Annotated in this window: 16 protein-coding genes and 2 tRNA genes; 4 read left to right on the forward strand and 14 right to left on the reverse strand. The window is 68.8% G+C overall.

The annotated features are described in order from the left end of the window. Positions 1 to 97 precede the first annotated feature (97 nt). Positions 98 to 1,252, forward strand: a complete 1,155-nt coding sequence (locus ABIB51_RS16690) for an EamA family transporter (protein WP_354189981.1) — start codon at positions 98 to 100, stop codon at positions 1,250 to 1,252. Between the two features lie 433 nt (positions 1,253 to 1,685). On the opposite strand, the gene ABIB51_RS16695 is transcribed toward ABIB51_RS16690, so the two are convergent. The 5 genes from ABIB51_RS16695 to ABIB51_RS16715 form a co-directional block, all read right to left on the reverse strand. After that, the gene (locus tag ABIB51_RS16695) at positions 1,686 to 2,348 is read right to left on the reverse strand and encodes a TetR/AcrR family transcriptional regulator (protein ID WP_354189983.1); all 663 of its coding nucleotides are present in this window, start codon (positions 2,346 to 2,348) and stop codon (positions 1,686 to 1,688) included. Then, entirely contained in the window at positions 2,345 to 4,390 is a 2,046-nt protein-coding gene (locus tag ABIB51_RS16700; protein WP_354189985.1) for a YhgE/Pip family protein, read from the reverse strand. Before ABIB51_RS16700 ends, ABIB51_RS16695 begins: the two co-directional genes overlap by 4 nt. Then, positions 4,387 to 5,088 carry a P-loop NTPase family protein gene (locus tag ABIB51_RS16705; protein ID WP_354189987.1) on the reverse strand — a complete coding sequence of 234 codons (702 nt, stop codon included), beginning with the start codon at positions 5,086 to 5,088 and terminating at the stop codon, positions 4,387 to 4,389. Before ABIB51_RS16705 ends, ABIB51_RS16700 begins: the two co-directional genes overlap by 4 nt. Positions 5,089 to 5,223: 135 nt before the next feature. Then, on the reverse strand, positions 5,224 to 6,681 hold the full coding sequence (locus ABIB51_RS16710) for a dihydrolipoyl dehydrogenase family protein (protein ID WP_354189989.1): 1,458 nt from the start codon (positions 6,679 to 6,681) through the stop codon (positions 5,224 to 5,226). A gap of 112 nt (positions 6,682 to 6,793) precedes the next feature. After that, a tRNA-Arg gene (locus ABIB51_RS16715) sits at positions 6,794 to 6,867 on the reverse strand. Between the two features lie 277 nt (positions 6,868 to 7,144). Between ABIB51_RS16715 and ABIB51_RS16720 the strand changes: the two genes are divergently transcribed. Beyond that, entirely contained in the window at positions 7,145 to 8,971 is a 1,827-nt protein-coding gene (locus ABIB51_RS16720) for a phosphoenolpyruvate carboxykinase (GTP) (protein ID WP_354189991.1), read from the forward strand. Positions 8,972 to 9,120: 149 nt separating this feature from the next. Here ABIB51_RS16720 and ABIB51_RS16725 read toward each other — a convergent pair whose 3' ends face one another. The 5 genes from ABIB51_RS16725 to ABIB51_RS16745 all read right to left on the reverse strand — a co-directional run bounded on the left by ABIB51_RS16725 (position 9,121) and on the right by ABIB51_RS16745 (position 14,242). Next, complete coding sequence (locus ABIB51_RS16725; RefSeq protein ID WP_354189993.1) at positions 9,121 to 10,281, reverse strand: globin domain-containing protein; 1,161 nt, start codon at positions 10,279 to 10,281, stop codon at positions 9,121 to 9,123. Positions 10,282 to 10,423: 142 nt separating this feature from the next. Further along, positions 10,424 to 11,554: a metallophosphoesterase family protein gene (locus ABIB51_RS16730; RefSeq protein ID WP_354189995.1), complete on the reverse strand. Its 1,131-nt coding sequence runs from the start codon at positions 11,552 to 11,554 to the stop codon at positions 10,424 to 10,426. 270 nt (positions 11,555 to 11,824) lie between these two features. Then, positions 11,825 to 12,274 carry an RrF2 family transcriptional regulator gene (locus ABIB51_RS16735; protein ID WP_354189997.1) on the reverse strand — a complete coding sequence of 150 codons (450 nt, stop codon included), beginning with the start codon at positions 12,272 to 12,274 and terminating at the stop codon, positions 11,825 to 11,827. A gap of 20 nt (positions 12,275 to 12,294) precedes the next feature. Then, positions 12,295 to 12,822, reverse strand: a complete 528-nt coding sequence (locus ABIB51_RS16740; RefSeq protein ID WP_354189998.1) for a hypothetical protein — start codon at positions 12,820 to 12,822, stop codon at positions 12,295 to 12,297. Positions 12,823 to 12,829: 7 nt separating this feature from the next. After that, positions 12,830 to 14,242, reverse strand: coding sequence for a phosphomannomutase/phosphoglucomutase (locus ABIB51_RS16745; protein ID WP_502916162.1), 1,413 nt, complete (start codon positions 14,240 to 14,242; stop codon positions 12,830 to 12,832). A 146-nt stretch (positions 14,243 to 14,388) separates the two neighbouring features. Here ABIB51_RS16745 and ABIB51_RS16750 point away from each other — a divergent pair, with 146 nt between their 5' ends. After that, positions 14,389 to 16,590, forward strand: coding sequence for a RecQ family ATP-dependent DNA helicase (locus ABIB51_RS16750; RefSeq protein ID WP_354190002.1), 2,202 nt, complete (start codon positions 14,389 to 14,391; stop codon positions 16,588 to 16,590). Here ABIB51_RS16750 and ABIB51_RS16755 read toward each other — a convergent pair. From ABIB51_RS16755 to ABIB51_RS16770, 4 genes are all read right to left on the reverse strand, one after another. Continuing rightward, a complete protein-coding gene (locus ABIB51_RS16755; protein WP_354190004.1) occupies positions 16,535 to 18,034 on the reverse strand; it encodes an MFS transporter in 1,500 nt (499 codons plus the stop codon). The two genes, ABIB51_RS16750 and ABIB51_RS16755, sit on opposite strands and share 56 nt — an antisense overlap. Beyond that, positions 18,031 to 19,743: a phytoene desaturase family protein gene (locus ABIB51_RS16760; RefSeq protein WP_354190006.1), complete on the reverse strand. Its 1,713-nt coding sequence runs from the start codon at positions 19,741 to 19,743 to the stop codon at positions 18,031 to 18,033. Before ABIB51_RS16760 ends, ABIB51_RS16755 begins: the two co-directional genes overlap by 4 nt. Before the next feature lie 216 nt (positions 19,744 to 19,959). Continuing rightward, positions 19,960 to 20,047: transfer RNA gene (locus ABIB51_RS16765), tRNA-Ser, on the reverse strand. Between the two features lie 85 nt (positions 20,048 to 20,132). Beyond that, positions 20,133 to 22,424 carry a prolyl oligopeptidase family serine peptidase gene (locus tag ABIB51_RS16770; RefSeq protein ID WP_354190008.1) on the reverse strand — a complete coding sequence of 764 codons (2,292 nt, stop codon included), beginning with the start codon at positions 22,422 to 22,424 and terminating at the stop codon, positions 20,133 to 20,135. A 95-nt stretch (positions 22,425 to 22,519) separates the two neighbouring features. Here ABIB51_RS16770 and ABIB51_RS16775 point away from each other — a divergent pair, with 95 nt between their 5' ends. Then, a complete protein-coding gene (locus ABIB51_RS16775; RefSeq protein ID WP_354190010.1) occupies positions 22,520 to 24,532 on the forward strand; it encodes an FAD/NAD(P)-binding protein in 2,013 nt (670 codons plus the stop codon). Positions 24,533 to 24,591: the final 59 nt, after the last annotated feature.

Raw genomic sequence — 24,591 nt, forward strand, 5'->3', positions numbered from 1 at the left:
CAATAGCCCTCCCGGCATACCGCGGGAACGGCACCTCCTCCGGACCGGGAACCCCCTTGGAGGAGCGGGGCGCTGCTGAAACCGGCATAGTGGCACTGTGAACCCTCGCCATTCAGCCCTTGCCCTGCTCGTTGCCGTGCTGTGGGGCGTCAACTTCGTCGCGATCGATCTTGGCCTGCACCCGGACGGGGCGGAGATGCCGCCGCTGTTGTTTGTCGCCATGCGCTTCACACTCGTGGTGATCCCCTGCATCTTCTTCATCCGGAAGCCGGACGTGAGCTGGAAGGCGATCATCGGCGTCGGGCTCCTCATGAGCGCCGGCCAGTTCGGTCTCCTGTACCTTGGCATGGCGCTGGGCATGCCGGCCGGACTCGCCTCCCTGGTCATACAGGCCCAGGTCCTCCTGACGGTGCTCCTTGCCGCCGGCATCCTCGGTGAACGGCCCAGCAGGCGGCAGTTCGCCGGCGTCGTCCTGGGTGTTGCGGGCCTTACGGTTGTGGCCGTAGGGCGCAGCCTGGTGGCTCCCATGCTGCCACTCATGATCGTCCTGGCGGCCGCCCTGTCCTGGGCAGCCGGAAACGTCCTCGTCCGCAAGACCAAGGCGGCGTCCGGCCTCGGGCTTGTGGTCTGGTCCGCGGCCGTGGTGCCGCTGCCGCTGCTGGGGCTTTCACTGCTGCTCGACGGACCGGCGGCGGTGTCTGCCGCCCTCATCGGCGTGCAGCCGGTCAGCCTGGCCAGCGCGCTGTATACCGCAGTCTTCGGCTCGCTGGTGGGCTACGGAATCTGGAACCGGCTGCTCGGGCTCTATCCGTCCTCGGCCGTCGTGCCGTTCACGCTGCTGGTCCCCGTGGTCGGTATGACGGCGGCCTGGCTGGTGCTGGGTGAGGTACCGTCCCCTGCCGAGGTGGCCGGCGGACTGCTGCTTCTGGGCGGAGTGGCGACGGCGGTGCTCCGCCCGCGGCGCCCCAGCGGCAGTGCGGTGGCGCAGCACGCTCAGCTGCGGGGGGACGTCCTGGCCGCCGGCCGGGCCGGAGACTTACCCGAAGATGCTTTGGCAGGTGCCTTGGCCGCCGGCCGCGGCGTGGGCCGGGGGGCTGCCGAACGGGAACCCGCGGCCCGCGGCGCGGGACGTGCCGCCGAGGTGCCGGGAGCTGCGCCCCGTGCCGAGGAGGGCCTGGCGGATGCGCCCCCCGAAGCTGTGCCCCTGGCGGGCCCCCGGGAGGCCGATACAGGCCGGCGCCTCGAGGGGTAACGGGCAGCCCGGGGACGGCCCCTGCCGGGCAGGACAGTCCCGGCGAAGAGCAGGACCAAGGTGGCGGCACCGGATGCGGCAGCGAGATAGAAGTAGAGATCAGGATGTTCGGAATCCACCTGGGTGGAGATGGCGTCCGGGTCTGAGGTGAACGCCAGGCCCCACTGCCGCAGGAACGCAATGGCGAACGCGATGAAAAGGACGCTGCCGATTCCGCAGGCCAGCAGGGTCTTGTGCCGCCGGCGGATGACCACCTCGGCCACGCACGCGACATAGGCGGCGACGCAGGCGGCGAGGAACCACACGAAGACGGCCTCATGCAGGGTGACGCCGGTCAGCGTCAGCAACCCGAGGGCAGCCAGAACCGCTCCGATGGCAATCCTGCCGCTGTTACCCATGTGGCGCATGTGGCCTATCATCCCTGAGCAAGGGCTTACTTCACCACGTAGCCGCGCATGGACGCCATGATTGCTGCAACACTTTGCTCGCGTGTCCGTTCCGGGTTGTAGGTCTGCCGGTCCAGGCCAACCACAAAGCAGGCGCCGAAGATCGCGGTCTCCAGGCTGCCGCGGGAAACCGCAGGATCGACCCGGTACACCGCCGCCACACCGTCGATGGCGGCCCCGATCACGGCGAGCAGGCGTCCGCGCAGTTCGGTGAACGTGTCCTGCCACTCGCTGGGCGTCCGCCAGTTCTCGCTGACCCACAGCCGCGCGAACGAGGGGTACTCCGCCATGAAGTCCATGGCCTGGCCGATCATCTCGCCCATGGCGGCAAGGGGGTCGTCGGAAGTGTCCTTCACGCTCAACAGCCGCGCCAGCAGGATGTCCACGCCATGGCGCAGCAACTGGGCGATCAGGTCCGATTTGCTGCCGAAGTTGTAATACACCGTGCCCTTGGACACCCCGGCGGCCGCCGCGATCTCATCGACGGTGACCCCGGCCGCGCCGCGTTCGCCGATCAGCTCCATGGACGCCTCGAACAGCTTCTGCTTGGTGGCGTTGGTGCGCGCCGGGCGGAGCCTCTTGCCGGCATCGCCGGCGGAGTCCGCGTCGCCGGAGGACCCCGGGCCCCGATCCAAAGGGCTGTTGCTCATACGGCGATCTCCGGCTTCAGGGTCTTGAGGGTCCAGTACTTGTGCTTGCGCACGGCCACGGTTGACATCGCCATACCCAGCAAAGTGTAGCCAAGGAGCCCCAGCATGGTGGGCAGGATGATGGCGAGGTCGGCTCCGTAGATCAGGTGCCGCATGCCGCTGACCACGTAGCCCATGGGCAGGATCTGGTGCACCACATGCAGCGGCTCGGGCGTGGTCTGCCAGGGGAAGGTGCCGCCGGAGGAGACCAGCTGGAGGACCAGCAGGATGAGGACCACCAGCTTGCCCGGCGATCCGAGCAGCGCCACCACACCCTGGATGATCGCGCTGAAGGCCATCGCCGCGGCCAACATGAGGAACCACATCAGCACCGGATGGGCCGGATTGAGTCCGAGTCCCACGTCCACCACCAGCGTCAGCAGGCTTGCCTGGATGGCGGCGACGGCCAGGAAGGGAAGCCAGCCCCCGACGGCGATCTTCCACGCCGGGGCGTTTGAGGCCAGGGCCCGCTGGGTGACCGGACGCATCGCCTGGATCAGCATGAAAACACCGATCCACAGGGCGAGGGTGAGGAAGAAGGGCGCGAGTCCGGCCCCGTAGGAACCGGCCTTCGCCTGCGAGACGTTGCTGACGGCGACCGGATCGGCCATCACCCGGGCGAGGCTGTCCTTCTGGGCGTCGTCGGGGTTGGGGACTTTCCCGGCGCCGCTGGCGAGCTCGCCCGCCAGGGTGCCGGCGCCGTCGGAGGCGGTGGCAGCCCCGGTCTCCAGCTGGGCGGCACCCTCATCAAGTGTCTGCGCGCCCTGGGAGAGTTTCCCGGCGCCGTCCAGCGCGCTCTGCTGTCCGGCTGCGAGGGTGGACGCGCCGCCCGCGAGCTGTCCGGCCCCGGAGGAGGCCTTGGCGACGGCGTCGGTGAGGGCCGGTGTTGCACCGGCGAGTTTCGCGGCCCCGGCGCTGACCGCCGCGGAACCGTCTGCCAGTTGCTGGACCTGGGCGGCGGCCAGCTTCAGCTTGTCGGCTGATGCCGATGCGGGCGGGGCCGGGGTGGCGTCGAAATCGGCCAGGATCCGGTCCGCCTGGTCCTGGCTGATGACACCGGCGGCCATGAGCCTGCTGTTCGATGCCAGCACCCGGCCGCGCAGCGCCTGCGCCGCGGCCTGTTCCCTGGAGCCGAGCTGCCCGGCGATGCCCTGCAGCTGCGCATTGAGCGTCGCGTTGCCGGCCGCCACCTGCGCGGCGCCGGCTGCGAGCTGCTGTGAGTCGGCCGGCAGGGTGGCGGTCTTGGCCTGCAGCTGGGCAAGGCCGCCGCTGAGCTGGGCCGCGCCGGAGCTGAGGGTGTTGGCGCCGTCCCGGAGTTTGACCTGGCCCGCGTAGAGGTCCGCGGCGCCGGTCTTGAGTTCGCCGGTGCCCTGGTGCAGCGTCACCGTGCCGTCGTGCAGTCTGGCGACGCCGCCGGCGAGCTGCCCGGCGCCGTCGGCGGCCTTGAGCATCTGGGAGTGGATGGTGCCGAAGCCGGTGAGGAGCTGGTTGGCGGTTTCCTCGCCCACCTCGGTGGCCACCGTGGTGTGCACGGCGGTGGTGAGCTTGTCCACGATGGTGCTGAGGAGGTAGTTGTTCGCGTCGTTTGTGGTGACGTTCAGCATGGCCTGGTTGGCGGCATCGAAACTGCCGGGGGAGACCAGGTTGGAAGAGAAGTCTTTCGGGATTTTCAGCGCGAAGGCGTATTTGCCCGTGCTCACGCCCTGGTCCGCTTCGTCCGTCGCGGAGACGGTCTGCCAGTTGAAGACGTGGCCGTCGATGAGGCTTTCGGCCACTTTGTTCCCGGCCTCGAGGCGGGTGCCGTCGGCGGACGTGGCACCGGTGTCCTCGACCACGAGTGCCGCGTCGATCTGGTTCAGTTTTCCGTAGGGATCCCAGTTGGCGTAGAGATATACGGCGCCGTAGAGCAGCGGGACCAGGGCCAGGGCCACGATGGTCAGCTTGGGGAGCAGGCCCCCGGTCATGCGCTTGAGTTCGGAGCGGGCCAGCCGAAGCACAGTCACTTTGCGTCCTCTTCCTGGAGTGTCCGGACCGGGAGGCTTTCCTCCGCGGATGGTTCGGGCCGGTGTTGTGGTTCGGGGCGGGCGTTGCCAATCGATGCGGCGGGCCCGGCCCAGCCGTCCGGGAGGGTGGTGACGGTGGCGACGACGGCGAGCGGCCGCCCGGCGTCGTACGCCAGTTCCTCAAGGCGAGGCAGCCAGTCCGCGGGATCGCCGCTGTGGCGGTCGGGGGAGTCGACCACCAGGAGGTCCGTGTGGGGGTTGGCGAGGGCCAGTGCCGTCAGCAGTTCGATGCGCCGGCCGGCGTCGAGCTGTTCGGCCCAGAGTCCGGCGATGTCCTCGAACCGGTTGACCTTAAGCCAGGGTTTGCTCAGCAGGGCGCCCCGGTACCGGCGGGGGATCAGGGCGAGGTCCTCCGTGACGAGGTCCCGGACGCTCAGGTGCTGTTCGGGCTCGTTGACGCCGGGGGAGTCCACGACGGCGCTCGCCGCGCGCAGCTGTTTGATCCTGGCGTTGCCGTCCCATTCGATGGCCCCGCCGGAGGGCTTCATGCGGCCGCTCAGGGCGAGGGCGAGGGCAGTGCGCTGGTCCTGGCGGGTGCCCGTAACCAGCAGGAGCCCGCCGCGCGCGGCCTGGAGTGAGGTGGCCGGAAGCAGGGGGTCCCGCCGGCCGTTCACGGTGAGCTGTTGCACGGAGAGCAAGGAGGGCCTTTCGCAGAGGAATGTCTGCTCCAAGGCTAACTGAACTGACCAGTCAGTTCAAATAGATGGTGGGTGGTGTGACGAAGCGGACGGACCGTGGCCCTGCGCGGCCCCGCCGACGTCCCCCGCCAGCCTTCAGAGGCCGTAGGCCTCCAGCAGCCGGAGCCAGACTTCGCTGATGGTCGGGTAGGACGGCACCGCGTGCCAGAGGCGGTCCAGCGGAACCTCGCCCACGACCGCTACTGTGGCGGCGTGCAGCAGCTCGGCCACGTCGGGGCCGGCGAATGTGGCGCCGAGCAACACCCTGCGGTCCTCGTCGATCACCAGCTGGGCCCAGCCCTCATAGTGCTCGGCGTGGAGCGAGGATCCTGCCACCTGGATGGGGAGCTCCACGGAGGAGACCCTGAAGCCGTCCTTTTCGGCCTGCTGCACGGACCGCCCCACATTGGCGAGTTCCGGGTCGGTGAATACCACGTTCGGGACGGCGTGGTCATCGGCCGTCTGGGCATACCGGCTCCACGGCTTCGGGTCGCCCGTGAGTTCACCCTTCGCCCGCGCCGCGACGGCGTCGCCCGTGGCCCGGGCCTCATACTTGCCCTGGTGGGTCAGCAGGACTTTACCGGCCGCGTCGCCGATGGCGTAGAGCCACGGTGCGCCGCCGCCGTCCGTTGCGCCGATGACGGCACCGGTGGTGTCGGTGCTGAGCCGCAGCGCTTTGCCCTCCGCGGCCGCGAGCCCCACGCTCTCCAGGCCCAGCCCCTCGAGTGCCGGGTGGCGGCCGGTGGCAACCAGCAGCTTGTCCGCCGTGACGGTGCCGCCGCCGTCGAGGTCTAGGCTGAGGGAGCCGTTACTGTTCTCGCGGACGCTTTGCGTGCCCATATTCAGGTGGAGTCTGACGCCGTCGGCGCGGAGTCCGGCCGCCACCAGCTTCGAGGCCTCCTTGGGGAAGGTGCCCAGCAGTCCGCCGCGGGCCACGAGGGTCACAACCGATCCCAGGCGCGCATAGGCCTGGGCCAGTTCGGTGCCGGCGACGCCGCCGCCGAGCACGGCCAGCCGTTCGGGGATCTCGTGGGCTGAGGTCGCCTCGCGCGTGGTCCAGTACTCGACGTCGGCCAGTCCGTCGACCGGCGGCACGTTCGGGGTGGATCCGGTCGCGACGACGACGGCGTGCCGCGCCGCGAGCTTGTAAGTGTTCCCGTCCAGCCCGGCAACCTCAACATTCCGCGGGCCGGTGAGCCAGGCGTGGCCGCGGATGAGTTCGATTCCGGTCTCCCGGACCCACTTGACCTGGCTGTCGTCCTGCCAGTTGGCGGTGAAGTAGTCGCGGCGTTTCAGCACGGCGGCGGCATCAAGGGTCCGGGTCACTGCCTCCGCGGCACCCGGGACGGTCTGGGCGCCGTGGAGCGCGGTGCCCGGCCTCAGCAGCGCCTTGGACGGCATGCAGGCCCAGTACGAGCACTCGCCGCCGACCAGTTCAGCCTCGATCAGCACCGCGGAGAGCCCGCCCTGGACCACGCGGTCCGCAACGTTCTCACCCGCGGCGCCCGCGCCGATCACAATGACATCGAATTCCTGTTCCAGCTGTGCTGTCATGGCAAAAGCCTACGCCCGGGCATTCCTTGCCGGGCGCTGGCGGCGGGCCGCTGAGCGGGAGCGCTTAAACAAAAGATCCGCACCGGCGGACCGGTGCGGATCTTTTTCTCTGTGCGCCCAAAGGGATTCGAACCCCTGACCTTCTGTTCCGTAGACAGACGCTCTATCCAGCTGAGCTATGGGCGCGTTCTTGGCTCTTGGGGAACTTCTCGCTCCCCGAACCTCGAATTACTTTACGCGAGGTGGGGCCGTACTGCCAAATCGAAACGGGTGTAATCTAGCCAACTAGACCGGTCTATGTGACCTTAGTCACAAAATGGGGGTAGTCCACAACCGGACTTCTTTGATTTTCCGGGGTTTTTGATTTCCGGCTTCCCGCACATCCCATGTCTGGGCCAATTCTGACGGGGTGATCTGGCCCTACATTTAGGACACACCACTGAACCCGAGGAAGGGAACCGTAATGGGCGATCTGGCGCGACTGCCGTTGCTTGAAAAAGCACCCACCACACATGCCGGGCTGCTGGCATGGGTCGAAGAGGTAGCTGAACTGACCCAGCCGGACCGGATCCACTGGGTGGACGGCTCCGAAGCGGAGAACACGAAGCTCACTGATGAGCTCGTGGCCGCAGGCACCCTGACCCGGCTGAACGAGGAGCTGTTCCCCAAATCCTTCGCGGCATTCTCCGATCCCGCGGACGTAGCCCGCGTCGAAGAGCAGACCTTCATCTGCTCCGAGAAGGAGCATGACGCCGGCTTCACCAATAACTGGATGGCCCCGGCCGAGATGAAGCAGAAGCTGCGCGGGCTGTTCGCAGGTTCCATGCGCGGCCGCACCATGTATGTGATCCCGTTCGTCATGGGTCACCTGGATGCCGAAGATCCTAAGTTTGGCGTCGAGATCACCGACAGCGCCTACGTTGTTGCCTCGATGCGCATCATGGCCCGCATCGGAACCGACGTGCTGAACCGCATCACCGAGACCAGCGCGTTCTTCGTGCCGGCCCTGCATTCCCTGGGTGCGCCGCTCGAAGCAGGCCAGGCGGACGTGCCGTGGCCCTGCAACCCGGACAAGTGGATCGTTCACTTCCCCGAGGAGCGCTCCATCTGGTCCTTCGGCTCCGGCTACGGCGGCAACGCGCTGCTCGGCAAGAAGTGCTACGCCCTCCGCATCGCCTCCGTGATGGCACGCGACGAAGGCTGGCTGGCCGAACACATGCTCATCCTGAAGCTGACGTCGCCGGAGCAGAAGACGTACTACGTCTCTGCGGCCTTCCCGTCTGCCTGCGGCAAGACCAACCTTGCGCTGCTCGATCCCACCATTGAGGGCTGGAAGGTTGAGACCCTGGGTGATGACATCACCTGGATGCGTTTCGGCAAGGAAGGCGAGCTCCGCGCCGTCAACCCCGAGGCCGGCCTGTTCGGCGTGGCTCCGGGCACCGGCTGGGGCACCAACCCCAACGCGATGCGCGCCATCGCCAAGGGCCACAGCATCTTCACCAACGTCGCGCTGACCGACGACGGCGGCGTGTGGTGGGAAGGCATGACCGAGGAAGTGCCCGCGCACCTCACCGACTGGCAGGGCAACTCCTGGACGCCCGATTCGGACAAGCCCGCTGCCCACCCGAACTCCCGCTTCTGCACGCCGATCGACCAGATCGACATGCTGGCCGAGGAGTACAACAACCCGGACGGTGTGGAGCTTTCCGCGATCCTGTTCGGCGGCCGCCGCAAGACCACCATCCCGCTGGTCACCGAGGCGCGCAGCTGGTCCAACGGCATCTTCATGGGCTCCACCCTGTCGTCCGAGACCACTGCCGCGGCAGCCGGCGCCGTGGGAGTTGTCCGCCGGGACCCGATGGCCATGCTGCCCTTCATCGGCTACGACGCCGGCGATTACCTGAACCACTGGGTCAACCTGTCCGCCAAGGCCAACCCGGAGCGGCTGCCCAAGATCTTCCTGGTCAACTGGTTCCGCCGCAATTCCGAGGGCGGATTCGCCTGGCCCGGATTCGGTGACAACGCCCGCGTCCTGAAGTGGGCCATCGAACGGCTCGAAGGCAAGGCTGACGCAGTGGAGACCCCCATCGGGTTCGTCCCCACCGGTGATGCCATCGACCTCAAGGGCCTGGACATGACCCCGGCGCAGGTTGAAGAGGCCGTCCGTGTCGACCCGGCGGAGTGGGCCACCGAGCTCGCTTCCATCGAGGAATGGTTCGCCAACTTCGGCAGCTCGCTGCCCGAGGCGCTGCAGTCCGAGCTGGACGGCCTGAAGGCCCGCCTCGGCTAGGTCCCCCGTTCAGTACGACGGCGGCCCCGCACCTTTCCCTGAAAGGTGCGGGGCCGCCGTCGTTCGCTAACAGGGTCTTCGCCCCGGGGGCAGATCAGGGCGAATGGCCGATGCGCATACGCCCTGACCTGCCCGGGGGCGGTGGGGATCTAGCTGGCCAGCCAGATGTCCGGGCCGAAGACCTCGTAGTGGATCTTCGTGGCGGGGATGCCCGCGTTGATGGCTTCGTTGCGGATGCTCTTCATAAACGGCAGCGGCCCGCAGAGGTACAGCGACGCGTTGGCCGGCAGGTCCACCTCACGCAGCGACATGAAACCGGTGTTCGAGCCGGCCTGCGGTTCTTCCAGCCAGAGCTGGAGGTCGGCACTTTCGAGGCGTTCGACGTCGTCCGTCATCTGGCTGCGCAGGGCCCAGCTGTCGAGGTCGCTTTCGGCGTGCAGCACCAGGACCTGGCGGTCCGAGCCGGTGCTCGCGAGGGAGCGGAGAATCGACGCCGTGGGCGTGCAGCCGATGCCGGCCGAGGCCAGGACCACCGGACCGTCGGCGTCCTTCAGGGTGATTTCGCCATAGGGGTTGGAGATCTCGAGGACGTCGCCGACCTCCACACTGTTGTGCAGGACGGGGGAGACCTCGCCGCCGTCATCCCGCTTGGTGGTGAAGCTGCGGCTGGTGCCGGCATCGCCGGACAGCGAGTACTGCCGGACCTGGCGGAGGCCGTCCGGGAGCCGGACCTTGACGCTGATGTACTGGCCCGGCAGGGCGGCGGTGATCGCAGTGTCATCGGCCGGTTCGAGCACGAAGGTGGTGGATCCGGTTCCCGCCGGGGTCTTGGCGGCGACCTTCCAGGGCGCCCACATTTTGCCGTTGGCCTGGGCCGCATAGAGGCCCTTCTCCAGCTTGATCAGCGCGTCCGCCATGAGCCAGTAGACCTCGGTCCAGGCTTCGGCGATTTCCGGGGTGATGACCTCGGCGAGGTCCTCGGCGATGGCGGCGAAGAGGTGCTCGTAGACCACCTGGTACTGCGGTTCGGTGATTCCGAGCGAAGCATGGCGGTGCGCGATCCGGGAAAGCACCGTCTCGGGGAGGGTGCCCGGGTGGCTGACCAGGTGGCTGGCGAAAGCGGCGATGCTTCCGGCCAGGGCCTGCTGCTGATTGCCCGAGCGCTGGTTGGAGCGGCTGAACAGGCCGTCCATCAGTTCGGGATGGGCGGCGAAGAGGCGGGCGTAGAACTTGGGGGTGATGTCCCCGATCCGGGATCCGACGAGCGGCAGGGTGGCCTCGATGACGGGGAAGGACTTGTCCGAGAGCATGTTGACTCCTGAGATAGTGGCCCGGTGTCTTCAGCCGGACCGCGGCGATACTTGTATATGAAATACGAGTATCTATACCTCAGTTCTACACGGTGTAGAAAATGATGCCAAATCGGCGGAATTCCCGGGCGTGGCGGCGGTGTCAGTGGCAGGTATCGCTGCCGGAGAAGGAACCCGTTGTGCCCATGTTCGTGAAGATCATGCCGGTAAGGGGGAGGAACTGCCAGGAGTAAGAGGTCTCGTTCAGGGTCAACTTGAGCGGCCCGAAGGCGTTGCTGGCCCGGGCCTCCATCGCCGTCAGGAGGGGGTTGCTGTTCGGCGTCAGCTGCTGCAGCTTCGCGCCGCCGCCGCCTGCGGTAAAGGACCGGATCCCGGTCGGGGACAGCGCTGGAGTCGCTCCGGAGCCGGAAACCCCGATCGGCTTGAAGACCTCGCTCACATGGTTGTGCGCAGAGATCATGACGTCGACGCCATGGGTTGCCATCAGGTCCCACATGGCTCCCAGCTCCGGGTACGAACCGTGGTTACTCCCGGTTGACCAGCGCGGATGGCGCGCCGCCACGAGGCTACACGCGGTCGGAGAGTTGGTAAGACGGTCCTGCAGCCATAGATATTCCGGGCTGCCGACACCGCACCCGCCCGTCACCCCGCCGGCCCCACACTCACTGTTCAAAGCGATGACGGTCCAGGCTCCGACCGTCGTGGCGTAGTAGCCGTCCGGACGCGGCCCGAATGCGCCAGTTGTGCCTCCGGGGCCGTAGAAGTAGTCGAAATAGCCGCGTGTGCCGTCGAGGTATTCATGATTGCCGAGCACCGGAAGGGTGATGGGCTTGAGGGCGCCGAATTTGTCGTTGTAGCTGCCTGACCCCATGAACTCTGCCAGCGTGGCGTTCTGGTACTGCATGTCACCGAGGGCGACGAACCGGTCGGGCGACTGGGCCGCGACCATCGCGGCGACGTCGCCATAGCGGCACGTTGATTGGGTCACCGCAGCGCCGGGGGCACAGGCAATGTCGCCGACAGCCAGCACCGTCGCGGTCCCGACGGCCGGGGGCTGGATGGTGGCGGTGGCTTCGTTGGAGCCGGGTCCGGTGTTGCCGGCGGCGTCGGTGGCGGTGACTCGGTAGTACCAGGTTCCGGCGGGTCGGTTCGGGTCGGTGTAGTTGAGTCCGGTGGCGTCGGCGACCCTGGTGGTGGCGGCGGGGGTGAAGCCGGTGGTGGTGGAGCGGTGTATCGGCCGCAGCTTCCATGCCCAGTGCCGTCGGCGCCCCAAGCGCCGCGGGGGCGGTGATGAACGTGAGGAGGAGCGCCGCGGCGCCGGCAGTGGCAAGCCCTCGGATACTTTTGATCAGCGGCCCTTCGGCTGGCCGGAAAGACAAAAAAATACCGGCGTGGTGACGTTCCCTAGGGGTGCTTTGTCATCACATGCCGCATTGAAGTCAATGGGCGGGCCCGCCAGGAGGCACGTCCAAGGGCCAAACCAAAGGTTTTCTTCAGATCGGGCCGCGTCCGGGCTGAGCCGGGAGCCTGCCCGGGAGGCCCCTCAGAGCCCCGGGCGCAGGCCGATTGCCTGGAATACCGGGTCCATTTGGCGCGACGTGGGCAGCGAGGCGACAACGACGTCGTCGAGCTCGCGGTAGAACGCCTCGCGCGCACGGGCCAGCGCACGGCGGAGGCGGCACTCATTGATGAGCGGGCAGGTGCCGGTCGCCGCCACGCAGTCGGCCGGATCCGTCCGGGTGTCGAGCTGGCGCAGGAGCTGGCCGACTGTGGCGACCCGGCCCGCGCTGCTCAGCCGGGCGCCGCCGTGCCGGCCGCGTTCAACGTCGATCAGGCCCAATGCGCGGAGCTTCGTCATGGCCTTGCTGACATGGTTGTACGGCGTGCGGACGGCGTCGGCGACGCTCTGGGTGGTCATCAAGCCGCCGCCAGGGGCGGCTGCCAGCACCATGAGGGCGCGCAGGCTCACGTCCGCGAAGGCATTGATCTTCATGACACCAGCTTACGGGCGGTCTAGTCCACCCAAACGGCAGGCTCATTCGTATCGGCGGCGAGCCGGCCGAAGGCCCATTCGTGGGTGGCGGGATCCGCGGAATAGGGCAGGACGGCAGCGAAAACTGAACCGTCCCGGTGCTCGGTGGCCACGTGGATGGCGTCCGAGTCCTCTTCCAGCAGGGTGATGTCGCAGACCACTGCGGCGGCGCGGAACTCATCCCGGTGCTGCCGGAGAAGCTCGGTGAGGTCGCTGATCATCGAATCCGCGTCGAAGTCCGCGTCGGTGCCTTCGGCAGCGTCGGCGGGAGTCACGGCAACCAGCCGCACCTCGCCGTCGTTCTCCACTACAAGGGCGAACGGCAGGAAGCCGCCGTTGCGTTCCAGCTGCTCCTGGGCGGCTCCGACGCCAGTGCCCAGCAGGTTTTCGAGGTCGGTGGCGCTGGCTTCCGGCACCGATCCGCGCCAGGAGTCCTCAGCGGGATCGGCCGGCAGCAGGGAGTCAGGCCCTGTCACAACGGTCTGCAGTCCGGTCTCGGGAGTTTTCATGCGGCGCCTAGCCCCGGACCAGCGCGAGGACGCGGTCGCGCACGCGTTCCATGGTGGCAGCGTCCGTGGCTTCGACGTTGAGGCGCAGGAACGGCTCCGTGTTGGAGGGGCGCAGGTTGAACCAGAAGCTGCCATCCGTGGCGGTGAAGGTGCTGCCGTCGAGGTGGTCCACGTTGACGTCGTCGGTCTGGAAGTCCAGCCGGACCCGTTCCACGGCGCCCGCCTTGTCTTCGATTTCGGAGTTGATCTCGCCGGAGGAAAAGTACGGCTCGTATTCGCGGCCCAGCTCGGACAGCGCGCCGTCCTGTTCGCCGAGGGCGGCGAGGACGTGCATGGCGGCCAGCATGCCGGTGTCCGCGTTCCAGAAGTCCCGGAAGTAGAAGTGGGCCGAGTGCTCGCCGCCGAAGACGGCGCCCTCCGCGGCCATGACGGCCTTGATGAAGGAATGGCCCACACGGGTGCGGACTGCGCGGCCGCCGTGGCGCTCGACCAATTCGGGGACAGCGCGGGAGGTCAGCAGATTGTGGATGACAGTGGGGTTCGCCTCGCCCAGGCCCTGGGCGCGGGCAATTTCGCGGCGGGCCACCATCGCGGTGACGGCGGACGGCGAGACCGGGTCGCCGTGTTCGTCAATGACGAAGCAGCGGTCGGCGTCACCGTCGAAGGCGAGGCCGATGTCCGCGCCGTGCTCGACGACGGCGGCCTGCAGGTCGCGCAGGTTGTCCGGCTCCAGGGGATTGGCGGGGTGGTTCGGGAAGGTGCCGTCGAGCTCGAAGTACAGTGGGACGATCTCCAGCGGGAGCTTGGGCAGCAGGGCATCGCCGAGCACCGCCGGCGTGGTCAGGCCGGCCATGCCGTTGCCGGCGTCCACCACGACCTTCAGGGGCCGTGATCCGCTGAGGTCCACGAGGCTGCGCAGGTACTCGGAGTAGCCCTTCAGGACGTCCTGGACGCCGATCAGGCCACGGCTGGCAGCCGCGGGGATGGTGCCGGTGTGGAGGTACTTTTCGGCCTGGGCCTGGATTTCGCTGAGCCCGGTTTCCGAGGAGATCGGAACGGCGCCAGCCTTGGCCATCTTGATGCCGTTGTATTCGGCCGGGTTGTGGCTCGCGGTGAACACGGCGCCGGCAGCGTTGAGGACGCCGCAGGCGTAGTACAGCTCGTCGGTGGAGATCAGGTCCAGCAGCTGCACATTGGCCCCGCGGGCGGCGGCGCCATTGGCGAAGGCCTTGCTGAACTCGGGGGAGGACGGCCGCATGTCGCCGCCGACCAGCACGGTCTGCCCTTCGAGTTCCAGCACGTCGACGAACGCGGCCCCTACGGCCTCGACGATTTCGGGGGTGATGGATTCGCCCACAATTCCGCGCACGTCGTAGGCCTTGAAGGAGGCCGAGAGGTCAAAAGTCTTGAGCTTGTCCATAGTCACGCGTCTTATCTTACGTGGAAGGCCCCAAGCCCTGTGGAGGAGCAGTGACGGTCCCGGCCGGCCGAGGGTGCCCGCCTGTTTATCCACCTGGCAGGCACCCGGACTTCGTGACTGTCGGAGGGGGCTGGGATACTGAAGCAATGGCCAATAACCAGAACGCTGCACTCCTTCCCGCTTCCGACACCGCACTTGCCGCCGATTCCGCCGGGGTTTCCGGGACCCGGGAGCAGGCCCAGGAAGTGCTGCGGGAGCTGGTCGGGCACCCGGCGGCAGAGTTCCACGACGGCCAGTTTGAGGCTATCGAGGCGCTGGTCGACGGCGGCCGGCGGGCCCTCGTGGTGCAGCGCACGGGTTGGGGAAAATCGGCGGTCTACTTTGTCTCCTCCCTGCTCCTGCGCCGCCGCGGCGCCGGACCCACCCTGATTGTTTCGCCGCTGCTGGCGCTGATGCGCGACCAGGTCGCGGCCGCCGCCCGGGCAGGGGTCCGCGCCGTGGCCATCAACTCCGCCAACCAGCTGGAGTGGGACACGGTCCGCGAGCAGCTGGCGGCCGACGAGGTCGACGTCCTGCTGGTCTCGCCGGAGCGGCTCACCAACCCCTCCTTCCGCGAGCACCAGCTGCCCGAGCTGATCCGCCGCACCGGACTCCTGGTCATTGATGAGGCGCACTGCATCTCGGACTGGGGTCACGATTTCCGTCCCGACTACCGGCGGATCGCGGACCTGATCACCCAGCTGCCGGATTCGGTGCCGGTCCTGGCGACCACCGCAACCGCCAATTCCCGGGTGGTCCACGACATCGAGGAGCAGCTGGGCGCCGGTGTGCTGACCATCCGCGGTGCCCTGGGCCGTGATTCGCTCCGGCTGGGCGTGCTGACCCTACCGGACTCCCGTGACCGGCTGGGCTGGCTGCTGACGCATCTGAAGGACCTGCCCGGCAGCGGCATCATCTACACGCTCACGGTGTCCGCTGCGGAGGACACAGCGCGCCTCCTGGCCGAAGCTGGACACGAGGTGCTCGCCTACACGGGCCGGACCGACCCCGCGGACCGGGAACGAGCGGAACAGCTGCTCAAGGACAACCAGGTCAAGGCCCTCGTGGCCACTTCGGCCCTCGGCATGGGCTTCGACAAACCGGACCTCGGATTTGTGGTCCACCTGGGCGCGCCGTCCTCCCCGGTGGCCTACTACCAGCAGGTGGGACGTGCCGGCCGTGGCGCCGCGAACGCCGACGTCCTGCTGTTGCCCGGCTCCGAGGACCGCGACATCTGGCAATACTTCGCCACAGCATCGATGCCCTCGGAGGAAAAGGCCGCCGCAGTCCTGACCGCCCTCGCCGAAGCGGGGACGGCAGTGTCCACCGTGGCGCTGGAGGCCCGGGTGGACCTGCGCCGGACGCCGCTGGAACTGCTGCTGAAAGTGCTCGCGGTCGACGGCGCCGTGGAGCGCGTCGGCGGCGGCTGGCGCTCGACCGGCCAGCCCTGGAGCTACGACGCCGAGCGGTACAGCCGGATCGCGGAGGCCCGGGTGGACGAACAGGACTCCATGGTCATCTACCAGGACACCGCCGGCTGCAGGATGGAATACATCACCTCGGTCCTCGACGACGAGACCGCACACTCCTGTGGACGCTGCGACAACTGCGCCGGTCAGTGGTTCCCGGCAGACATCGCAGCGTCCGCCACGGAGGCGGCGGGCCAGACGCTGAGCCGCGCCGGTGTGCCGTTGGAGCCGAGGCTGCAGTGGCCCAGCGGCATGGACCGCCTCGGCGTGACGGTGAAGGGCAAAATCAAGCCGGACGAAAGTGTCGCCAACGGACGCGCGCTGGCCCGGCTCACGGACCTCGGCTGGGGCGGCGCGCTGCGCGAAACCTTCGCCGCCGGTGCCCCGGACCGGACGGTCGACGCCGGCATGCTGCAGGCCTGTGTCCAGGTCCTGCGGGAGTGGGGAACCGGCGACGCCCGCACCGAGGGGTGGAGCGGCGCGGGCCGGCCGGCCGCGATCATCAGTGTCCCCTCCCGCACCAAACCGGCCCTCGTGGATTCGCTGGCGCGGGGCATCTCGGAGATCGGCCGCATCCCGTACCTCGGCCAGCTGCAGCTCGAACACGGCGGCCCCACGGGCGGGCGCGGCGGCAACAGCGCCTACCGGCTCGCCGGCGTCTGGGACCGCCTTGTAGTGGGACCGGAACTCGAAGGAGCCCTGGCCGGCATCCAGGGCCAGAGTGTGATGCTGATAGACGACCTCGTTGACAGCCGCTGGACCGTGACCGTCGCCGGCCGGGCCCTCAGGCTCGCGGGCGCCGGCGCGGTGCTGCCGCTGGTGCTTGGCCAGGCCGGCTGACCTCGGCTCCGGCGTGGCGGGGCAGCGTCAGGCTGTCCAGCGTGCTCAGGAGCATGATCGCCGCTATCGCCAGGAACGCCGCCCGGTACGGTGCCACCGGATCCCCGCCGGCGTCGACGGCCCCGCCCAGCAGCGGGCCGCCGGACTCGGAAACCCGGATCAGCAGGGCCCCGATCGCGATTCCGGCTGCCGCCGCGAGCTGCACCAGCGTCGCGGAAACGGCGTTGGCGGACGGCAGCTGGGCGGGGACGACGTCGGCGTATTGCACCGAGGCGTAGGCCGAGAAACCGATGGACCGGAAGGCGCCGCTGGCTACGAGCAGTGCGAAGATCAGCGGTTCCGGGGTGCCGGCGTCGAGCAGGGCACACAACGCAAAGGTTGCCGCCGACGCCACGGACGCGAAGACCAGCACCGGTTTGAAGCCGAAGCGCCGGATGAGCGGGGTGGTTGCCGGTTTGATCCCGATGTTGCCAACGAACACCGCCGCCACGAGGACTCCGGCACGCAGCGGATCCCAGCCGAAGCCGTTCTGGAACATGAGAGGCAGCAGGAAGGGCACGGCGCTGATGGTCAGGCGGTAGATGAAGCCGCCGGTCGCCGTGGCGCGGAACGTCCGCGTGGAAAAGACCCCCAGATCGAACAAGGGGGAGCGCGCCCGCCGGAGCCAGCAGACTGCCGCGCCAAGGAACAGCAACCCTGCGGCGATGCTGAGGGCGGCCGGGGCGCCGGAGTCGTGGCCGCCGGCCAGCTCAAGGCCCACCACGAGGCACCCTACGCCCAGGGTTGTGAGGGCAAGTCCCCGCCAGTCCAGGCGCCGGGTGCGGTCACCCGGGGCGGTCGGGACCAGCCGCAGCGCCGCGAGGAACGCCGCGAGGCCCAGCGGGAGATTGATCAGGAAGATCCAGTGCCAGGACAGGAACGTCGTGAGCGCGCCTCCCACCAGGGGGGCGAGGACCGGTGCCAGCAGCCCGGGCCACACCAGGTAGGCCGTCGCGCGGAGCAGGTCCTTTTTTGCCGTCCCGCGGAGCACTACGAGGGTGCCCACGGGGACCATCATGGCGCCGCCCGCGCCCTGCAGCACCCGGCTCAGGGTCAGCATGGCCAGGTCCTGGCTCAGTGCGCAAAGCAGCGAGGCCACCGTGAACGCCGCGACGGCGAGGCAGAACACCCGCCGCGCCCCGAGGCGCTCTGCCAGCCAACTGCTGAGTGGGATCCCCATCGCCACCGTCATCAGGTAAACGGTCATGGTGATGTTGACGTCGGCCGACGGGACCGAAAAGTCCGCCGCGATGCTGGGGATCGCGGTGGTCAGGACGGTACCGTCCAGGAACTCCATAAAAAACGTCGCCGCGACCAGAAGTGCCAGACGGGGACTCCAATTGTCCGCGGGCCTGTCCGCGGGACTCGCCGCGGGCGGGCTGGAGGGCGGCGAGGGCTCACTCATGCAGGATCGCTGCGGCGCCAGACTCCGCCCTGGGAGACACGGCCGGATTCCAACGGCTCGGACTCGGCCAAACCGGACTCGGCTGGCGCGGACTCGGCCGGCCCGGCTTCCAGCAATGCCATGGCCGCGTTGTGCCCGCCGATGGCGCTGACCGCCCCGCCGCGCCGCGCGCCGGACCCGCAGAGCAGGATCCGCGGGTCATCCGTCGCGACGCCCCAGCGCTGCGCCGGGGTGTCCAGGGGTGCGCCGTCTTCGACGAAGGGCCAGTCGAGGCCGCCGTGGAAGATGTTGCCCCGCGGCATCCCGACTGCACGTTCGATGTCCAGGGTCGTTTTGGTTTCGATGCAGGGACGTCCGTCCGGGCCCGTGAGCAGCAGCTCCTCCACAGGCTCGGCCAGTACCGAGTTCAGCGACTTCAGGACGGCGGCCTGCAGCTCTGCGCGCCTGGCCTCGTTGTTGTCCTCAGTGATCAGCCGGTCCGGGACGTGCAGCCCGAACACGGTGAGGGTCTGCGCGCCGGCGGCCTGCAGTTCCGGGGACAGGATGCTGGGATCCGTGAGGGAATGGCAGTAGATCTCACAGGGCAGCGGGTCGGGAATGGTTCCGGCCGCGGCGGCGAGGTAGGCCGCGTCGAGCTGCGACCATGTCTCGTTGATGTGGAACGTCCCGCCGAAGGCCGCTTCCGGGCTGACGCCCGGGTCAAGAAGCCGGGGGAGCCTCTTGAGCAGCAAATTGACCTTGACCTGGGCACCCTCGCGGAGATGGTTCGGGTTCCGGGTGGCGGGCGTGGCAACGTCGCCGGAAGGGCCGGAGCGCCTGAGCCGGTCCAGCACCACAGGGGCCACGTTGGCGAGGACCCACTGGGCCGTGGCGGTGTGCTCGGCGCCATCGTGGCGGTAGCTGACCGCACCCTCCGAGCGGACGGCGGTGACTTCGGCGGCGGTGAGGATCGTGGCTCCGGCGGCGCGGGCGGCGCGTTCCAGTTCTCCGGAGACGGCGCCCATTCCTCCCACGGGCACGTCCCAGTCGCCCGTTCCGCCGCCGATCAGGTGGTACAGGAAGCAGATGTTCTGCTGCAGATCCTCGTCGCCGGCCCGGGCAAAGGTTCCGATCAGGGCGTCGGTCAGGACCACGCCGCGGACCAGGTCGTGCTGGAGTTCCTTGGCGATCACGGTCCCGATCGGCTGCTCGATCATGGCGTCCCACGCTTCCTCCGCCCCGGCCTGGACTGCCAGCGCGCGGGCCTCGGACCTGGTCCGCAACGGCGAGGTCATGGTCGGCCAGAGCGCTTCGGTGAGTTTGCGGCACCGGGCGTAGAAGTCATTGAAGGCGGTGAACTCGTCGTCGGAAGCGCCGACGGCGGCGAAGGACGCCGCGGTGGAGCCGGTATCCCCGTTGTCGATCAGCAGGGCGCGGCCGCCGTCTTGCGGGTCCGGGGTGTAGGAGGAATAGCGCCGCCGGGCCAGTTCGATGCGCAGGCCGAGATCCTCGATGACCTGCCGCGGCAGGAGGCTGACCAGGTAGGAGTAGCGCGAGAGCCGGGCGTCGACGCCGTCGAACGCCTGGGCGGACACCGCGGCGCCGCCGGGATGCTCAAGCTTTTCCAGCAGCAGTACCTTCCGGCCGGCCTTGGCCAAGTACGCTGCCGCGGCCAGGCCGTTGTGGCCGCCGCCTACGATGATCGCGTCAAACGCGTTGTTGCTCGACATGGGCCTATCCTGCCACCCGGGCCGCGGGTTGGCCTCGGGTGTCCGGCACCCGGACGCACCCCGGCGGGCGTTCCCGGAGCCGGCGGGCAGATCAGGGCGAATGTGCGGCATCGATCCGCCCTGATCTGCCCGCGCACCCGAAAACAGGCGCACCCGGGAGCCGCCGACGGTCCCCGGGCACGCAAAAGGCCCCGGTCCAGGGACCGGGGCCAAACGCGGAGACGGGGGGATTTGAACCCCCGGTGGAGTTGTGCCCCACACTTCATTAGCAGTGAAGCCCATTCGGCCGCTCTGGCACGTCTCCAATTGCTATGAACTAGCCAACCAAGAATACGCAGAAGGTGCCATGCAGTGCAAAACGGCGCGCGCCCGGCTGTTTGCCCCGGCTCTCAGGCGGACCGGCCAGCCAGTGCACGCCACAGGAAATGCTGGCTGCGGCTCTGCAGCGCCGCAGCCTGGTGGTTGTCCGAGGCGCCGGCATGGCCGCCTTCGAGGGCCTCGTGGAACCAGACGTTGGGGATCCCCATCGCCTGCATGCGGGCCGCCATCTTCCGGGCCTGGACGGGGCCGACGCGGTCATCCGAGGTGGCGGTCCAGATGAACGTCTCCGGGTAGTCCACGCCGTCCCGGAGAAGATGGTAGGGGGAGAACGTCTTGATGAACTCCCATTGTTCGGGCACATCCGGGTCGCCGTATTCGGCTATCCAGGAGTAGCCGGCGGACAGCTTGGTGTACCGGCGCATGTCCAGGAGCGGGACCCCGCAGGACACGGCACCGAACAGTTCCGGGTAGTGGGTGAGCATATTGCCCACCAGCAGGCCGCCATTGGAGCCGCCCACACAGCCCAGGCGCTGGCGCGACGTGACGCCGCGGGAGATCAGGTCCTGCGCCACGGCTGCAAAGTCCTCGTACGCCCGGTGCCGGTTCTCCTGCAGCGCGGCGCGGTGCCAGGACGGTCCGTATTCGCCGCCGCCGCGGATGTTCGCCACGACGTAGACGCCACCGCGCGTGTGCGGTCCGTCCCCGTCATGGCCGGCGGATTCCTCCGTGCGCCGGTCCAGCCAGGCTCTGCCGACCGCGCCGCTGTAAGCCGGGGTCCGGGAGATCTCGAACCCGCCGTACCCGGAGAGCTGGGTGGGGTTCTGGCCGTCCAGCACCAGGTCCTTGGACGCCACCTGGAAGTACGGCACCCGGGTGCCGTCCTTGGACACGGCGAAGTGCTGCTGGACCTCGTAGGCTCCTTCATTGAAGAACGACGGCGAGGAGCGGATCACCGCGTGTGTGCTGGACACGTGAGTTTCAGCGCCGGAGCCCTCACGTTTGAGCGTCCCGCGGGTGAGGGTGCTCGGCGTCGTGAAGCCGGTGGCCACAAGCCAAAAGTCGTTCCCTGCGCCGGGGGCTTCGCCCTCCGACACCGCGGTGTCGCCGCCGGTGCCGTCGTCGTCGGTGCTGTCGGCGTCGTCCTCGTCGTCAACGGCGTAGGCGTTGACGTCGTGCAGCGGCGGGCAGGCGTCCAGGACGGTGGCAGCCCAGGCCGAGTCGGTGCCGGGGCGCTGCGGATCCAGGACCCGGATCTCCGAGGAGACGTCGCGGAGCAGGTTCAGCAGGAGGAAGTCCCTGGTCCAGCTCCAGGACTGGAGCGAGCTGTGCGCGTCGGGGGTGAAGAGCGCAGACAGGTCCCGGCTGCCGGCCAGGAAGTCCTCGTACCCGGCCGAGAGCAGGGACCCTGCCGGGTACACCGTCCCGTTGACGGTCCAGTCTTTCTGCGGACGGAACAGCAGCCATTCGCGGTGCGAGCTCAGGTTCACGTCCGCGGGGACGTCGAACTGCACCCACTGGCCGTCGCGCAGCACGGAGGTGTTCCTCTCGAAGAAGCTGATCCAGTCCACGGCAAAGGTCCGCTCGAAACCGGGGGTGGAGTCGTGGGCCACGAGCGCCATCATGTGGTCCTCGGGAATCTCGAACAGACGCTCAGCCGCGGCCAGGGAACCGCCCCGCGGCAGCTTCACGCCGGTCCGCGCGTAGGAGGAGGTGGTGCTGGGCAGGCCTTCGGCGGTCGTGGCCACCAGTAGGGTGTCGGCGTCGAGCCAGGAGGCGTTTCCCTTGGCCGTGGGCAGGTCGAAGCCCCCGGCGGCGGGGTCCACGAAGCTGCGGCTCTCGACGTCGAACTCACGGTAGCGGTTGGCGTCACCGCCATCGGGGGAGAGGGCCAGCAGGGCCCGCCGGTGCGGTTCGCCGTCGGCCGGGCGGAGGAAGTTGGCGCCATGGAAGACCCATTCCTGGCCCTCGGCCGCGACCAGCGCGTCCACGTCCAGGAGGACGTCCCACTCCGGTGACCCGCCGCGGTAGCTTTCCCAGCTGGTGCGGCGCCACAGTCCCTTGGGGTTGTCCCGGTCCTTCCAGAAGTTGTAGTACCACTCGCCGTGTTTGCCCACCATGGCAATCCGGTCGGTGGAGTCCAGCACCTCCAGGATGCTGCCTTCGAGTCCGGCGTACTCGGCGTCCTCCAGCAGGTCCTCGGTGCGGGCGTTCTGCTCGCGGACCCAGGCCAGTGGCTCTTCGCCGTAGATCTCCTCCAGCCAGATGTTCTCATCGACGGGTTCGGCGGCGGTTCCTGCTCCGGTGGCCGTTCCGGACGGATCGCCGGGCACGGGCGGGTGAGCAGCTTCGGTGGTGGTCATAATTCCATCCAAGCAACATCTGCGCGCCGGTAGCAAGTCACGCGGCGCCCGGCCGCCGGTCGGGCGGGCTGCCGGATGCCGATACGCTGGATCCTGTGGGCATAACGCAAAGCATCCGGACGGCACTGATAGGCGCCGGTCCCCGGGGCACGAGCGTACTGGAGCGGCTGCTCGCCAACTGGGTTCCCAGCGGCCCGGACGCCAGGCTCCACGTCGATATTGTCGATCCCTACCCCGCCGGCCCGGGCCATGTATGGCAGCCGGGCCAGTCGCGGCTGTACCTGATGAACACCCAGTCGTTCTACCCGACGATCGTTCCCGAGGACCCCGAGCTGGCGCCCCCGCTGGCCGGAGACACCTTTGACCGCTGGCGCGAACAGCAGCAGCGGCATCCCCACCCGGCGCTGACCGCCGAGGAACGGGCCGAACTCGCCCGGCTGGGCTCCGCGGACTTCCCCAGCCGTGCCCTGTACGGCCGCTACCTGCGATGGACGGTGGAACAGCTGCTTTCCCGCCTGCCCGCCGGCGTCTCGGTCGAATTCCACGAATCCACGGCGCTCTCCGTCCGGCACACTGCGGCAGCCGGGACGGCACCCGCCGCCGGGATCGGGCGCCGGACGTTCGACGTCGGGCTTGAGGGCGGCGCCGCGCTCACCGTCGACTCCGTGGTCCTCGCCATGGGCCACCTCGAATCGCGGCTGAACCCGGAACAGCGGGAGCTGAAGGCCGCCGCTGAAGAGCTCGGGCTGCTGTACCTCCCGCCGGCCGCGCCGGCCGACGTCGACTGGTCCCGGGTGCCGGCGGCCCAGCCCGCGCTGGTGCGCGGGATGGGCCTGAACTTTTTTGACGTCATGGGGCAGCTGACCGAGGGCCGCGGCGGTACTTTCCAGGCCGGGGAGAACGGCGCGCTGAGCTACCGGCCCTCGGGCCGTGAACCGCTCATCATCGCAGCCTCACGCCGCGGCACGCCGTACCGGGCCAAGGCCGCCCTCGCCGGGTACTACCCCTCCGCCGTGACGTTGCGGTACTGCACCGAAAGCGCGCTGACGAGGTTTGCCGAGGCCGGAATCAAGCCGGCCTTCGACCACGACCTCTGGCCGCTCCTGCACCGCGACGCGATCTGGGCCTATTACTCGACCCTCACGCGCTCGCAGCCCGGCGCCCTCCTCATCGATCCGGCCGAGTTCCTGCGCGCGCTGGAGGAGTCGCTGCGCCCGCACGCGCACAGCGCGGCCAAATGGGAGGACGCCGTGGATTCCGTGATCGCGGCGCATGTCCGCCCGGCCCACCGGCTGGAGCTGCTGGGACTGGCAGCACCGCTGGCCGGGCGGTCGTTCGGGTCCCGGGAGGAGCTGGACGCCGCCGTCGTCCAGTATCTCCTCGACGATGCCCGGCGTTCCGCACTGGGGGAGGACGATCCCGTGAAGATGACGATCGGGGCCCTGCACCACGGTCGGGCGGTACTCAAAACGGCGGTGGCCGACGGCGGCATCACCGACGAGTCATGGGTGGCCGGCCTGCGCGGCTGGTTCGAATCCTTCGTGGAGGGACTGGCGAGCGGGCCGCCCGCCCTGCGTGCCGAACAGCTGGCAGCGCTGGCACGGGCCGGCGTCGTCCGCTTTGTCGGCCCCGATCCCAAATTCGGGGTGGACCGCACGGCCGGAGCCTTCACCGCATCCTCACCGTGGGTGGGCAGCCGGGCCGGCGGCTCCGGCGGGACGGGTGCCGGCGGTGCACAGGGCGAGGCCGTGTCGGCCGGCGTGCTGATCGAGGCGCTCGCCCCGGCGAACCGAGTCGCCGTCAACGAGTCGGCGCTGCTGGAACAGCTGCTCGGCGAAGGGCTGGTGCGCCCGCGCCTCATGATGACGGTGGAGGGCGTTCCGGTGCAGACCTCGGGCCTGGACGTGGCCCCGCACCCATACCGGCCGCTGGCCTCCAACGGTTCCGTGACGGAGGGGCTTTACGTCCTCGGGCTGCAGCTGTCCGCAGCGCAGTGGGGGACAGCCATCGCGGCCGAGGCCCGGCAAAAGACCGGCCCGGCCTACCGCAGCGGCCAGCGCACCCTGCACGACGCTGACGAGATAGCCCGCGACATCCTGCGGGCCTAGGTTCCCCGCACAAAAATGAGCATGCCCCACCCCCGGGCTGAGCACTGGACATAATAACA

This window comes from Arthrobacter sp. UYCu712, from assembly GCF_040547005.1.
Classification (GTDB): domain Bacteria; phylum Actinomycetota; class Actinomycetes; order Actinomycetales; family Micrococcaceae; genus Arthrobacter.